9 protein-coding genes are annotated in these 14,620 nt (G+C 44.8%); all 9 read left to right on the top strand.

Going from position 1 to position 14,620, the window contains the following annotated elements; genetic code table 11:
* Positions 1-58: 58 nt before the first annotated feature.
* Positions 59-1,657 carry an aspartate:alanine exchanger family transporter gene (locus HMPREF2794_RS22285; protein ID WP_055269676.1) on the top strand — a complete coding sequence of 533 codons (1,599 nt, stop codon included), beginning with the start codon at positions 59-61 and terminating at the stop codon, positions 1,655-1,657.
* Positions 1,658-1,755: 98 nt separating this feature from the next.
* Complete coding sequence (locus tag HMPREF2794_RS28130; protein WP_050544933.1) at positions 1,756-2,088, top strand: hypothetical protein; 333 nt, start codon at positions 1,756-1,758, stop codon at positions 2,086-2,088.
* An 89-nt stretch (positions 2,089-2,177) separates the two neighbouring features.
* Positions 2,178-4,505: a TonB-dependent receptor gene (locus tag HMPREF2794_RS22280; RefSeq protein ID WP_055269678.1), complete on the top strand. Its 2,328-nt coding sequence runs from the start codon at positions 2,178-2,180 to the stop codon at positions 4,503-4,505.
* Between the two features lie 124 nt (positions 4,506-4,629).
* Complete coding sequence (locus HMPREF2794_RS28125) at positions 4,630-4,971, top strand: hypothetical protein (RefSeq protein ID WP_010538458.1); 342 nt, start codon at positions 4,630-4,632, stop codon at positions 4,969-4,971.
* 103 nt (positions 4,972-5,074) lie between these two features.
* Complete coding sequence (locus tag HMPREF2794_RS22275) at positions 5,075-7,414, top strand: TonB-dependent receptor (RefSeq protein WP_010538457.1); 2,340 nt, start codon at positions 5,075-5,077, stop codon at positions 7,412-7,414.
* Positions 7,415-7,694: 280 nt separating this feature from the next.
* A complete protein-coding gene (locus HMPREF2794_RS22270) occupies positions 7,695-9,995 on the top strand; it encodes a family 20 glycosylhydrolase (protein WP_055269680.1) in 2,301 nt (766 codons plus the stop codon).
* 162 nt (positions 9,996-10,157) lie between these two features.
* Positions 10,158-10,766 carry a TetR/AcrR family transcriptional regulator gene (locus HMPREF2794_RS22265; protein ID WP_010538455.1) on the top strand — a complete coding sequence of 203 codons (609 nt, stop codon included), beginning with the start codon at positions 10,158-10,160 and terminating at the stop codon, positions 10,764-10,766.
* 72 nt (positions 10,767-10,838) lie between these two features.
* Positions 10,839-12,659: an ABC transporter ATP-binding protein gene (locus tag HMPREF2794_RS22260; protein WP_055269682.1), complete on the top strand. Its 1,821-nt coding sequence runs from the start codon at positions 10,839-10,841 to the stop codon at positions 12,657-12,659.
* The gene (locus HMPREF2794_RS22255) at positions 12,656-14,386 is read left to right on the top strand and encodes an ABC transporter ATP-binding protein (protein WP_010538453.1); all 1,731 of its coding nucleotides are present in this window, start codon (positions 12,656-12,658) and stop codon (positions 14,384-14,386) included. The genes HMPREF2794_RS22260 and HMPREF2794_RS22255 overlap by 4 nt, the downstream gene beginning before the upstream one ends.
* The last annotated feature ends 234 nt before the right edge of the window (positions 14,387-14,620 follow it).

Below are 14,620 nucleotides of genomic sequence, written 5' to 3'. Positions count from 1 at the left end.
TTTATGGAGACTTTTTTTGTACCTTTGCGCCCTTAAAACTAACTAACCTTTTATTTTTATGTTTACTGACTTATTGCATTCCTCTTATTTCTCCCTTTTCCTGATTGTTGCATTGGGATTTATGTTGGGTAGAATTAAGATTAAGGGGCTATCGCTTGATGTGTCAGCGGTGATCTTTATTGCTCTTCTTTTCGGACACTTCGGCGTTATCATTCCTAAAGAATTAGGAAACTTCGGTCTGGTACTTTTTATCTTTACCATTGGTATTCAGGCTGGTCCGGGATTCTTCGATTCTTTCCGTAGTAAAGGAAAGACGCTGATTCTGATTACTATGCTTATTATTAGCTCGGCCTGCCTGACAGCAGTCGGACTGAAATATGCATTTGATATTGATACACCGAGCGTTGTCGGATTGATTGCAGGAGCTTTGACCAGTACTCCGGGACTGGCGGTAGCAATTGACAGTACAAACTCTCCGCTGGCATCTATTGCTTATGGTATCGCTTATCCATTTGGGGTCATTGGAGTGATCCTGTTCGTGAAGTTACTTCCCAAAATTATGCGTGTAAATCTGGACCAGGAAGCCCGTCGCCTTGAAGTAGAGCGTCGTGGACAATTCCCTGAATTAAACACATGTATTTATCGTATCACAAACGCTAGTGTCTTTGACCGTAGTCTGATGCAGATAAATGCACGTGCGATGACAGGAGCGGTCATTTCGCGCCTGAAGCACAAAGATGAAATATCTATTCCCACTGCGCATACGGTATTGCATGAAGGAGACTATATTCAGGCAGTAGGCAGTGAAGAATCGCTGAATCAGTTAGCAGTATTGATGGGTAAACGGGAGGAAGGTGAACTGCCTTTGGACAAGACACAGGAAATCGAGTCTTTGTTGCTGACTAAAAAAGACATGATTAATAAACAACTGGGAGACCTGAACTTACAAAAAAACTTCGGTTGTACAGTGACCCGCGTACGTCGAAGTGGTATTGATTTATCTCCGTCCCCCGATTTGGCATTGAAGTTTGGTGACAAGCTGATGGTGGTAGGAGAGAAAGAAGGTATAAAAGGAGTAGCTCGGTTGTTGGGAAACGATGCGAAGAAGCTTTCCGATACGGATTTCTTCCCTATTGCGATGGGTATTGTATTAGGAGTTTTATTCGGCAAACTGAATATCTCTTTCTCCGATAGCTTGTCATTCTCTCCGGGGCTGACAGGAGGAGTGCTGATGGTAGCTCTTTTTCTGAGTGCAATCGGTAAAACCGGACCTATTCTCTGGTCTATGTCCGGACCCGCCAATCAGTTGTTACGCCAGTTAGGTTTGCTTCTCTTCCTTGCCGAAGTAGGAACTTCCGCCGGAAAGAACCTCGTAGCTACTTTTCAGGAAAGTGGACTGCTGATGTTCGGAGTAGGAGCAGCTATTACAGTGGTGCCGATGCTGGTAGCCGTACTTGTAGGACGACTGGTATTCAAAATCAGCCTGCTTGACTTGCTGGGAACCATCACGGGAGGTATGACAAGTACTCCGGGATTGGCCGCTGCCGATTCGATGGTGGATAGCAATATTCCAAGTGTAGCCTATGCAACTGTTTATCCGATAGCTATGGTATTCCTTATTTTGTTTATCCAGGTGATAGCCTCAGCTGTGTATTAATGAAAATCAATATATATAGGTATTGATTGTTAAAAAATAGTTCGTATCTTTGCCGCCTCAAATAAAAAGATGAGGTGAAACGATTGTCATTGAATATCATGCGCTGTTTCTTACCGGTACTGTTTGTATCGTATCTGGTAAGTATCACATTCTTTGCTCACATACATGTGGTCAATGGCGTGACAATCGTCCATTCGCATCCCTTCAAAAAAGGGGCGGCACATAAACACTCAACAGTCGAACTGTTATTAGTTCATTTCTTGTCTCACCTGACAACGGACGGTGCGGCTGTTGTGTTTGCTCTTTCTCTTTTCATCCCATTTATCTTGTGGCGGTTGCATGGTATTACGCAACATACGCACTACCATTCTCCCTACCATGGGGTGGTGGCACTCAGGGCTCCGCCTGTTATTCGTTTTTCCGCTATTTAAACTGATGGTATTCTGTCTTGTGTCAAGACAGGAGTAATCATCTGTTTGTTTACATCATCACTTTACAAAAAACGAATAACAAACGAAAAATGAAGAAATACATTCTTTCGCTTGTCTGTTTGTGCTGTGCATTGTTGCCTGCCCTCGAAGGACAAGCTGCTCTCCATGAGCATCCTGAATATCCGGATTTACGTAAATCGGATGCTAATATTGTAGGCCATATCCTTGATAAAAACACGAAAGAACATCTGCCCTATATCACTGTGGCATTGAAAGGTACAACGATTGGTACCGTGACTGATGCTACCGGACACTACTTCTTAAAGAATCTTCCCGAAGGTAACTTCGTGCTTGAAGTTAGCTCAGTCGGCTATAAAACCGTAAGACGCAATGTGACACTGAAAAAAGGCCGTACACTGGAAGAGGATTTTGAAATAGAAGAGGACGCGGTTGCCTTGGATGGTGTAGTCGTTTCCGCCAACCGTAACGAGACTACCCGCCGCTTGGCACCTACTTTGGTGAATGTAGTCGATATGAAAATGTTCGAAACAACCAATTCTACTACCTTGGCACAGGGATTGAGTTTCCAGCCGGGAGTGCGTGTAGAATCCAACTGTCAGAATTGCGGCTTCCAGCAGGTACGTATTAACGGTCTGGATGGTCCTTATACACAAATTTTGCTTGATTCCCGTCCCATCTTCAGTGCGCTTTCAGGAGTGTATGGTATTGAACAGATTCCCGCCAGCATGATAGAACGTGTAGAAGTAATGCGTGGAGGCGGTTCGGCTTTGTTCGGTTCGTCTGCTATTGCCGGAACAATCAATATTATCACCAAAGAACCGATTCGCAATTCAGGAATGTTGTCTCATACGATCACAGGTATTGGAGACGGAGACGCTTTCGATAATAATACAGCTTTGAATGCTTCACTGGTTGCGGATGACCAGCGTGCAGGTTTATATATCTTTGGTCAGAACCGTCATCGTTCGGCCTACGACCATGATGGAGACGGATACTCTGAAATACCGAAAATACATGGTCAGACTGTTGGTTTTCGTTCCTTCCTGAAAACGACTACTTATTCGAAACTGACTTTCGAATATCACCATATGGAAGAATTCCGCAGGGGAGGGGACTTGCTGAACCGTCCACCTCACGAAGCGAATGTTGCCGAACAGACAGAACATTCTATCAATGGCGGTGGATTGAAATATGACTATTTTTCACCGAACGAGAAACATCGCTTCAATGTGTTTGCCTCTGCACAGCACATCAATCGTGACAGCTATTATGGAGGTAGACAGGACTTGAATGCCTATGGAAATACCACCGACCTGAACTGGATGGCAGGATCACAGTATGTCTATAGTTTCGGAAAATGTATTTTCATGCCTTCTGACCTGACAGCCGGAATAGAATTTAATCAGGATAAGCTGGAAGATAATATGTGGGGATACCATCGTACAGTAGACCAGAAGGTAAATATCGGTAGCGCATTCCTGCAAAATGAATGGAAGAACGATCGCTGGGGATTTTTGCTTGGTGGCCGTCTGGATAAACATAACCTGATTGATCATATTATATTCAGTCCGCGCGCTAACTTACGTTTCAATCCTACACAAAATATCAATCTGCGTTTGAGCTATTCTTCCGGTTTCCGTGCGCCGCAGGCTTTTGATGAAGATTTACATGTAGAGAATGTGGGTGGAAAAGTGGCAATGGTTGAGCTTGCAAAGGATCTGAAAGAGGAGAGATCACAGAGTTTGAGTGCTTCGGCAGATATTTACCATCGTTTCGGGGCATTCCAGATCAATTTTCTGGTAGAAGGATTTTATACTAAATTATCGGATGTTTTTGCTTTGACCGACGGTGAAGTAAAAGATGGTATACTGACACGTACACGCTATAATGCTCCGGGAGCCCGTGTCATGGGATTGACACTGGAAGGAAAGATGGCTTATCTGAATAAATTCCAGATTCAGGCAGGAGTTACTTTGCAGCAGAGTCATTACAGCGAGCCTCATGAATGGAATCCGGATGCTCCGGCAGTGAAGAAGATGATGCGTACTCCGAATACTTACGGCTATTTTACTGCAACCTATACTCCGGTAAAACCGTTGTCTATTGCTCTTTCGGGCACCTATACCGGTTCGATGCTGGTGCCTCACGAACCCGTTCCCGGATTCCTGGATAAGCCGATAACAGTAAATACGGAGGATTTCTTTGATATTGCATTGAAGGCGGCTTATGATTTCAAGCTATATAAATCAGTGAACCTGCAGGTGAACGCCGGAATACAAAATATCTTCAATGCTTATCAGAACGATTTTGATAAGGGAGCCGACCGTGATTCAGGCTATATTTACGGTCCTTCACTGCCGAGAAGTTTCTTTGCCGGCGTGAAGATTAGCTATTAATAATGGTTTAAGAACCTTTTTAGCTCTAAAATCGTTATATATAGGGATTGTCCGTCTGTGAAACAATCCCTATATTTGTCACGCAAAACTAAACATATTAGATTTCTTGCACAAAAACGAACGAATGAAACAATTATACCTGAATATAATGAAGTGTTTTCTGCCTGTACTATTTATATCGTACATGGCAGGGATTACTTTGTTTACCCACTCCCATGTGGTAAATGGTGTAACAATTGTCCATTCACACCCTTTTAAGAAAGGCAGTGAACACAGCCATACGACTGTTGAGTTCCAGTTACTTCATTTATTGAATCATGTATTGACAACAGATAGCGGAATCATTCCTTTATTTGTTGCTGCTGTTTTATCTATATTATGTATTCTTTTCACCCGTCCGCGAGGCATGCGATATGCGTGCTCTTGCCCGGGTGTCGTTTCTTTAAGGGCACCTCCCGCCGTTTAGTCTACACTTTAGGAGGCAGATATTTATCATTCAGAAACAAATACTTTATTTGCTTCCGCTACCTTATTATTTTCTGATTAAAAACATTAAAAGACTAACGACAATGAAAAAATATCTTTTAGTCCTGGTCAGCCTGTGTTGTGCCCTGTTGCCTGCATTGGCTGAGCACCCGGAGTACCCTGAACTGAGAAAATCTGATGCGAATATCATCGGTCATATATTAGATAAAAAAACAAACGAACATTTGCCGTATATTACAGTAGCACTGAAAGGGACTACTATCGGAACGGTAACGGATGCTACCGGACATTATTTTCTGAAAAACTTGCCGGAGGGGAATTTTGTACTGGAAATCAGTTCGGTAGGATATAAGACGATCAGCCGGAATGTAACCTTGAAGAAAGGGAAAACATTGGAAGAAAATTTCGAAATAGAAGAAGACGCGATTGCTTTGGACGGAGTCGTCGTTTCTGCCAATCGTAGTGAGACAACACGGCGTTTGGCTCCGACTTTGGTGAATGTGGTCGATTTGAAGCTGTTTGAGACTACTAACTCCTCCACCTTATCGCAGGGACTGAATTTTCAGCCCGGAGTGCGGGTAGAAACAAACTGTCAGAATTGTGGTTTCCAACAAGTCCGAATCAATGGTCTGGATGGCCCCTACACACAGATACTCATCGATTCCCGTCCTGTGTTCAGTGCCCTTTCAGGTGTGTACGGTTTAGAGCAGATTCCCGCCAGCATGATTGAACGTGTGGAAGTGATGCGTGGAGGAGGATCGGCATTGTTCGGTTCATCGGCTATTGCAGGTACGATTAATATCATCACGAAAGAGCCTTTGCGAAACTCCGGCCGGTTATCGCATACAATTACTTCCATAGGCGGCAGTTCATCCTTTGACAATAACACCTCGCTGAATGCTTCGTTGGTGACGGACGATCATCGTGCCGGATTATATATTTTCGGGCAGAATCGTCATCGGTCGGGATATGATTACGACGGAGACGGATTCACAGAACTTCCGAAACTGAAGAATCAGACGGTAGGTTTCCGCTCTTACCTGAAAACGAGCACCTATTCTAAACTGACGTTTGAATACCATCATATGCAGGAGTTCCGGCGTGGCGGCGATATGCTGAACCGTCCTCCGCATGAAGCCCATATTGCCGAACAGTTACAGCACTCCATAGATGGCGGAAGCCTGAAGTACGATTATTTCTCACCGGATGAGAAGAATCGTTTAAGTGTATTCGCTTCAGCGGCTAATACGGATCGTGACAGCTATTACGGACCTGGTAACGACCCGCTCAAAGCATATGGAAAAACGACGGACCTCACTGCGATGGGCGGCGCGCAGTATGTACACTCCTTTGATAAACTGTTGTTCATGCCTTCCGATCTGACGGCAGGGCTTGAATACAATCGCGACCGGTTGAAGGATAATATGTGGGGGTACGATCGCCACACGGATCAGACTGTCAATATTTACAGTGCCTTTCTACAGAACGAATGGAAGAACAAACACTGGGGGATTCTGATTGGTGGTCGTCTGGATAAACACAATATGGTGGATGATATCATTTTCAGCCCGCGTGCCAACTTGCGTTTCAATCCTACGGATAATATCAATCTGCGTTTGAGTTATTCCTCCGGTTTCCGTGCCCCACAAGCATTTGATGAAGATATGCATATCGAAAATGTAGGTGGAACGGTCGCTATGATTGAGCGTGCTAAAGATTTGAAGGAAGAAAAATCGCAGAGTTTTAGTATGTCTGCCGATATGTATCATCGTTTCGGTGCTTTTCAGACTAATCTGCTGGTGGAGGGATTCTATACAAGACTGACTGACGTCTTTGTACTGGGAGAACCCTATGACCGGGGAGATGGTATATTGGTGAAGCCCCGCAGCAATGGCCCGGGGGCTAAAGTAATGGGAATCACCTTGGAAGGAAAACTGGCTTATCTTTCCTTGTTGCAAATACAAGCCGGGTTAACATTGCAGCGTAGTCGCTATGATGAAGCGCATAAATGGCACGATGACGCCCCGGCAGAAAGAAAAATCTTCCGTACTCCCGATACATATGGCTATTTTACCGCTACTTATACTCCGATCAAACCTCTGTCAATAGCTTTATCCGGTACATATACCGGTAATATGCTTGTGCAGCGTATGGATATCACAGCAGAAAATGCAGCGATGGGAGATATGCCCGAACGGAAAGCAGAAGCGATACTTACACCGAAATTCTTCGATCTGGGAGTAAAAATAGCCTATGACTTTAAGCTATATAAAACGGTAGATTTACAGCTTAGCGGAGGTGTTCAGAATATCTTCGAATCTTATCAGAAGGACTTCGACAGGGGAGCTAACCGGGATTCCGGCTATATCTATGGCCCCGCACTTCCGAGAAGTTTTTTTGCGGGAGTAAAGATTAGTTATTAATAACAATGCCGGTCTGTTATTTTCCGATGCCAGAGTAGCGGACTATGCATCCGGGAATGTGATGAAACGATTGCTTCCCGGATGTTTTATAAATGAGGAAGTTCTTAAAAATAGGATATCTTAGCTGTTGGCAGGTTGTATCCACCCTTTTAGGGTGTGCATTTAGTAGGGAATCACTAAAAACTTCTCTTTCTCTTTTAGTAGTTTTGCTGTTTGAGTTGTATTATATATAGATAGTCAATAAAAGTCAAAGTAATCAATTTATTAAACAGTTAACCTTATGCTCAAACAACTAAGTACTTCTTTACTGATTGTATCAGCATGTATTTTATCCTCTTGTACGCCTACGGTGAAGCAAGAGATCGCAATTTTACCTACCCCCGTTAGTCTGACGGAACAGTCGGGTGCTTTCGTCTTAAAGGATGGAATGAAAATCGGTGTTTCCGATCAGTCTTTATTTCCGGCTGCCGGATATTTGCAGGATATTCTGCGGAATATAGTATCTACCTCAGTAGAAGTGACCGAGGCCGGTCAGGCGGATATTTATCTTCAACTGGAACAAACCGATGGAAAATCGGGTTCTTACAAGCTTCAGGCTACCCCCGAGTCTGTTCAGATAGAAGCCGGAGATTATTCGGGTATTGTTTCCGCTATTGCCAGCCTTCACCAACTCTTGCCTGCCGAAATAGAAGTGCAGGGTACGAAGCAGACTTTTTCTATTCCTGCTGTGCAGATAGAAGATTCACCACGTTTTGAATGGCGGGGATTTATGTTGGATGCCTCCCGCCATTTCTGGAATAAGGATGAGGTGAAGCATGTATTGGATTTGATGTCCCTGTATAAACTAAATAAGTTCCATTGGCACTTGACGGATGATCAGGGATGGCGGATCGAAATCGAGAAATACCCGTTGCTGACGGAAAAGGGAGCGTGGCGGAAGTTCAATAAACACGATCGTGGTTGTATGGAACGTGCAGTAGAAGAGGATAACACCGACTTCCTGATTCCGGAAAATAAGATACGGATTGTGGAAGGGGATACCCTGTACGGTGGTTACTATACACACGAAGATATCAAGGAAATTGTGGATTATGCTGCGCAGAGAGGAATTGATGTAATTCCGGAAATAGATATGCCGGGACATTTCTTGGCTGCCATCACCCAATATCCCGATCTCGCTTGTGACGGGCTGATTGGTTGGGGGGAAACCTTTTCTTCTCCTATCTGTCCGGGGAAAGATGCTACTCTCGAATTCTGTCAGGACGTCTTTAAAGAGATATTCGATCTCTTCCCTTATGAATATGTACACATGGGTGGTGACGAAGTAGAGAAAACCAATTGGAAGAAATGTCCCCGTTGCCAGAAACGAATCCATACGGAAGGACTCAAATCTGTGGAAGAATTGCAGGCATGGTTTGTGCGTGATATGGAGAAGTTCTTCCTGGCCAATGGTAAGAAACTGATAGGCTGGGATGAGGTCGTAGCCGACGGTCTGACCTCGGATGCTGCCATTACCTGGTGGAGAAGCTGGTCGAAAGAGGCGGTGCCTATGGCCACTTCACAAGGACAAAAAGTGATTGCCTGTCCGAATGAATATTTCTATTTTGATTATGCGCAGGATAAAAACTCCGTGAAGAAGATACTCGCATATGACCCGTATGCGGACGACCGCCTGTCTCCGGAACAGAAAGATTGTTTCTGGGGTGTACAGGCTAATCTCTGGGCAGAATGGATTCCGTCTATGAAGCGTGTCGAATACCTGATTCTTCCCCGTATGGTGGCATTGAGTGAAATAGCCTGGGTACAGCCGGAGGCAAAACCGAATCTGGAAGAGTTCTATCGCCAGCTTGTTCCGCACTTCAAGCGGATGGACGTAATGGGTTTGAATTATCGGGTACCCGATCTGGAAGGATTCTATCAAGTGAATGCTTTCCTTGATGAGACTTCGGTTGATTTAACCTGTCCGCTACCCGGCATTGAAGTTCGCTATACTACGGACGGCAGCATGCCGACGAAGCAATCTACTCTTTACGAAGGCAATCTGAAAGTGACGGAAACGACAGATTTTACTTTCCGTACCTTCCGTCCCGACGGTTCTCCTTCGGATGTAGCACGTACTCGGTATGTCAAAGCTCCTTATGCAGAAGCGGTAATGGCCCGGACTTCTCTGAATCCCGGATTGAAAGCTGTATGGCATAAATTCCGCGGCAATCTTTGTGAAGATATTGATACAGCTCCCGTGAATGGAGAATATATCGTAGAATCTGTTTCCATTCCCGAAGAAGTGAAAGGTGATATCGGCCTTGTGTTGACCGGCTATCTGGAAGTACCTGCTGACGGTATTTATACTTTCGCTCTTCTCTCGGATGATGGCAGTACACTGAAACTGGATGGCGAACTGCTGGGCGATAATGACGGAGCACACTCTCCGGTTGAGATCATTGTACAGAAGGCGTTGAAAGCCGGACTGCATCCGATGGAAGTACGTTACTTCGATTGTAACGGAGGAGTGTTGCAAATGGAACTGGTCAATGAAAAGGGCGAAAAGGAAGTTCTCCCGAAAGAATGGCTGAAGAATTAAGAATGATGAATGAAGAATGAAGAATTGGCTGCGCTATCACGCTGCAAAGTAATTCTTCATTCTTCATTTCTATAGGTAGTACATTGTAAGAATATCCCTATAAATGGGTATTTCTCAAACCAAAAGTTCTTCTCAACTTTGCAGAGTGAATAAAACGCCACTATGCAATATTTGAAAGAAGACATACAGGAAAAGATTCTCCATATAGCCGAAGAAGTATTCTCCGAAAAAGGATATAAGGATGCTTCCATGCGCGAAATTGCTTCCCGGTCGGGGATAACAGTCAGCAACATCTATCACTATTTCACCAATAAGGATGAGATATTCCGTACGATTCTGAAGCCGGTGCTGAATGAATTGTATGCCAAGATATACAGTCATGATGCTAACCAGATGACGATAGATGTTTTTATAAGTTCAGATTTTCAGCAGGCATCTGTGCAGGAGTATATTGATTTGGTTTCCGGGCACCGCATCCGATTGCGTATGTTGCTTTTTCAGGCACAGGGATCGTCTCTGGAAAACTTCCGCGCCGAATATACCGATGCGATGACACGTACTATTTTTGTCTTTTTCCAGGGAATGAAGCAGAAGTATCCACATTTGAATATAGGTATCACCGATTTCTTTATTCATCTCAATACGGTGTGGCTGTTTGCTTTGCTCGAAGAACTGGTGCTGCACCACGTGAAGAAAGAAGAAATGCAGAAATTTATAGCAGAATATATAGCCTTTGAAACGGCAGGTTGGAAGGAGCTCATGAACGCATGAGCTCCTTCTTTTTTTTGAACGATTCGAAAGATTGTTCTTTTTTAAAGACTTAGTGATATATAAATAAATGGTATGAAAGAAAAACAGAAAAGAAAGAGTGGTGTAGCCCGCTTGTTTGAGATAGCAGGCGAGAAGAAGGGCTTGCTGATATTGGCCGGAATACTTTCGGCGGTCAGTGCCTTATGTATGTTGGTTCCCTATTGGTCAGTATATGAAGTGCTGAAAGAACTTTTGTTGCATGGCAGCAAGATCAATGAATTGGATAGCAGTGTACTTATGCACTGGGGATGGGTAGCGTTTATCGGTCTGGTGGCAGGACTGCTTTTGCTGTATGGAGCATTGATGGCATCTCATGTAGCTGCATTCCGTATTCTTTATGGGTTGCGCATCCGTTTGTCCGAACATATCGGACGACTTTCGCTGGGATACCTGAATGGTACTTCTACCGGAGCAATCAAGAAAACGATGGAGCAGAATATAGAGAAGATCGAGAATTTTGTGGCACACACGATTCCCGATTTAGTCAATGTGCTGGCAACCGTTGTGCTGATGTTTATCATCTTTTTTTCGCTGAACGGGTGGATGGCAGCCATTTGTGTGGTCTGTATCGTTTGCAGCATCGGTTTGCAGTTTATGAATTTCTTTGGCAAGAAAGCTAAAGAGTTTATGAAGATCTATTATGACACGCAGGAGCGTATGAGTGCTTCGGCTGTTCAGTATGTGCGGGGTATGCCTGTGGTGAAGATCTTTGGTCAGAGTGTCCGTTCGTTCCGTCAGTTTAATAGCGAGATAGAAGCTTACAAGAGCTATGCCTTAAGGGTCTGCGATACCTATCAGTCCGGTATGACCGCCTTTACGGTATTGCTGAACTCGCTGATCACCTTTATTTTGCCCGTCGGCTTGTTGCTTTTGAGCAGAGAACCGCAGAATATTGTTCTGGCGGCAATTTACCTCTTCTTTATTATCATGGGGCCCGGTGTGGCATCTCCTATTTATAAGTTGATGTATCTCGGTTCAAGTACGAACGAAATCGATGAGGGAGTGAAACGTATCGACCGCATATTTGATGAACAGGCACTTCCTGAAGCAGAGGTTTCGCGTCTGCCTGTTTCCTATGATATCGAGTTTCGTCAGGTGTCGTTTGCCTATGAGAACAAAGCGGAAACGACTCGTACCGAAGCACTGAAAGACATCTCTTTTACTGCACCGCAGGGAGCGATTACTGCATTGGTGGGGACGTCCGGTTCCGGGAAGTCTACGGTAGCCAATCTGATACCCCGTTTCTGGGATGTCAGCGAAGGCGAGATTTGTATAGGCGGAATCAATATAAAAGAGATAGCGACCGAGGATTTGATGAACCTTGTTTCATTTGTTTTTCAGGATAGTTTTCTCTTCTTCGATACCCTTTATGAGAATATCCGGGTTGGCAATACGTCCGCTACACGCGAGCAGGTGATCGAAGCTGCCCGTGCGGCGCAATGTCATGATTTTATAGAAAGTCTGCCGGATGGCTATAATACCCGTATCGGTGATAAAGGAGTGTATTTGTCCGGTGGTGAATCGCAGCGGGTCTGTGTGGCAAGGGCCATTCTGAAAAATGCGCCGATACTGGTGCTTGATGAAGCGACTGCCTTTGCTGATCCGGAGAATGAATATAAGATGCAGCAAGCTATTCAGCGACTTATAAAAGATAAAACGGTCATCATTATTGCCCACCGGCTTTCGTCTATTATTTCAGCCGGGCAAATACTGGTGCTGAAAGAAGGCAGACTCATACAAAGCGGGCGCCATGAAGTATTAAGTAAAACGGATGGAGTATACAAAAGAATGTGGGATGCCTATACCAGCGCGTTCCGTTGGCAATTAACTGTTAAAAAGGAGGAAACAAAATGAATGTAATCAAGAATATTACGGTAGGACATACCGAACGTCTGCGTAAGCCTGTCGGTTACACGATGCTTGCCAATCTGGTGAATATTGTCCCGTTCTGTCTTTCTATCGAAGCTATCAATGTGATATTCCGCACGTTCGACGGTAGCGGTACACCGTTGGATACCAATCGTCTCTGGATGATTTTTGCTGTATTGGTGGTGTATATGCTGGTAATGGCTTTTGCCGAACGTGCCGCCTATCGTGCCAACTTTCGGGGGGCTTATGAAATGAGTGCCGAAGGGCGCATTCATCTGGCGGAGCATCTGCGTAAATTATCATTAGGCTTCCTGTCCCGCAGAGATCCGGGCGATCTTTCTTCGATGCTGATCACTGATTTTACTATGGCGGAAACGGGTATCTCGCATCACTTGCCTCAATTGATGGGAGCATTGGTGATGCCGGTCCTTGCCTTTTTGGGGTTGCTTTGGATTGACTGGCGCATGGCAGTGGCTATGTTTGTTGCTTTACCGCTTGCAGTTGCCGTGCTGCTGCTTAGCAATATTGCCCAGCGCAAATTGAGTGTACGGCAGATTGAAGCCAAGATTAATGCCGGAAACCGTCTGGAAGAATATCTGCAAGGGATACGGGTGATGAAAGCATACAATCTGCTGGGCGGTAAATTCGAACGCCTGAAAATGGCTTTCAGTGATCTTCGTCGCGCCTGTATCCGGCAGGAAGCACTTCTCGGTCCTTTTATCTTATTCTCGGTCACATTGATCCGTGCCGGACTGACATTCATGATACTCTGTGGTACTTATCTGTTGATAGGAGGGGAACTTTCACTGCTTACGTTTGTCATGTTTCTGGTAGTCGGTTCCCGTGTCTTCGATCCTCTGACGTCCGCTCTGACTAACTTTGCCGAGTTCCGCTACTTTTCCATTGCGGGAGGACGTATCCTTTCGTTGATGAACGAACCGGAGATGAAGGGGGACCGTGACGTGCCCGAAAGCGGAGACATTACCTTTGACCATGTATCCTTCGGCTATCAGGAAAAAGAGATATTGCATGATATCTCCGTGACTCTTAGAAAAGGAACACTCACTGCTCTGGTCGGTCCTTCCGGAAGTGGAAAGAGTACCATGCTGAAACTTTGCGCACGTTTCTATGATCCCTGTAAAGGTGCGGTTCGTTTTAACGGAATGGATATGAAGGAGCTGGAGCCGGAGTCGTTGATGAAGCATTGCTCTATGGTCTTTCAGGATGTGTATCTGTTTCAGGACACGCTGAAGAACAATATCCGTTTCGGCAGGACGGATGCTACGGATGAAGAGATCGTAGCGGCAGCGAAAAAGGCTTGTTGCCACGAATTCATCATGCACCTGCCCAAAGGGTATGATACGATGGTAGGAGAGGGCGGCTGCACGCTTTCGGGAGGAGAAAAACAACGGATTTCCATCGCCCGCGCTATCTTGAAAGAAGCTCCGGTAGTATTGCTGGATGAGGCTACTGCCTCTCTTGACCCGGAAAATGAGGTAGAAGTGCAACAGGCCATCAATACCTTGATTGCGGGACGAACGGTAATTGTCATCGCTCACCGGCTCAAAACAATTAAGAATGCCGATCAGATTATTGTACTGGAAGAAGGAAGAATTGCAGAGCAGGGTACTCATGATGAGTTGCTGAGTCAGCCGGGACTGTATGCCAAACTCTGGAATATACAGGAACAGACATCGGGATGGAAACTGTAAATACAGACCGCCGGATATAAAAACAGAAAGGTCCGGCTTTCACAAGCCGGGCCTTTTGTTTACTAGAATTTATGCTATTTACACTTATTCTGTAATATTGAATACATTATATGGTTTTTGTTTACTAACAACCAAATGTGAAAATGCGGGAGAATCACTTCTGCCGATTCCAATGTTTTCAATGTGGCTACGTAATTTTTAATTATGACTAATTAATTCAATTCTGATACTGCA

Origin of the sequence: Bacteroides sp. HMSC067B03 (assembly GCF_001811315.1) — a bacterium.
Taxonomy (GTDB): Bacteria; Bacteroidota; Bacteroidia; order Bacteroidales; family Bacteroidaceae; genus Bacteroides; species Bacteroides faecis.
The sequence above is the reverse complement of the archived record's forward strand: the minus strand, read 5'-3'. Positions and strand labels throughout refer to the sequence as shown.

Bases quoted from the DNA above. Each gene is read 5' to 3' on its own strand.
- HMPREF2794_RS22285 (WP_055269676.1), top strand. From the start codon at position 59: ATGTTTACTGACTTATTGCATTCCTCTTATTTCTCCCTTTTCCTGATT.
- HMPREF2794_RS28130 (WP_050544933.1), top strand. From the start codon at position 1,756: ATGCGCTGTTTCTTACCGGTACTGTTTGTATCGTATCTGGTAAGTATC.
- HMPREF2794_RS22280 (WP_055269678.1), top strand. From the start codon at position 2,178: ATGAAGAAATACATTCTTTCGCTTGTCTGTTTGTGCTGTGCATTGTTG.
- HMPREF2794_RS28125 (WP_010538458.1), top strand. From the start codon at position 4,630: ATGAAACAATTATACCTGAATATAATGAAGTGTTTTCTGCCTGTACTA.
- HMPREF2794_RS22275 (WP_010538457.1), top strand. From the start codon at position 5,075: ATGAAAAAATATCTTTTAGTCCTGGTCAGCCTGTGTTGTGCCCTGTTG.
- HMPREF2794_RS22270 (WP_055269680.1), top strand. From the start codon at position 7,695: ATGCTCAAACAACTAAGTACTTCTTTACTGATTGTATCAGCATGTATT.
- HMPREF2794_RS22265 (WP_010538455.1), top strand. From the start codon at position 10,158: ATGCAATATTTGAAAGAAGACATACAGGAAAAGATTCTCCATATAGCC.
- HMPREF2794_RS22260 (WP_055269682.1), top strand. From the start codon at position 10,839: ATGAAAGAAAAACAGAAAAGAAAGAGTGGTGTAGCCCGCTTGTTTGAG.
- HMPREF2794_RS22255 (WP_010538453.1), top strand. From the start codon at position 12,656: ATGAATGTAATCAAGAATATTACGGTAGGACATACCGAACGTCTGCGT.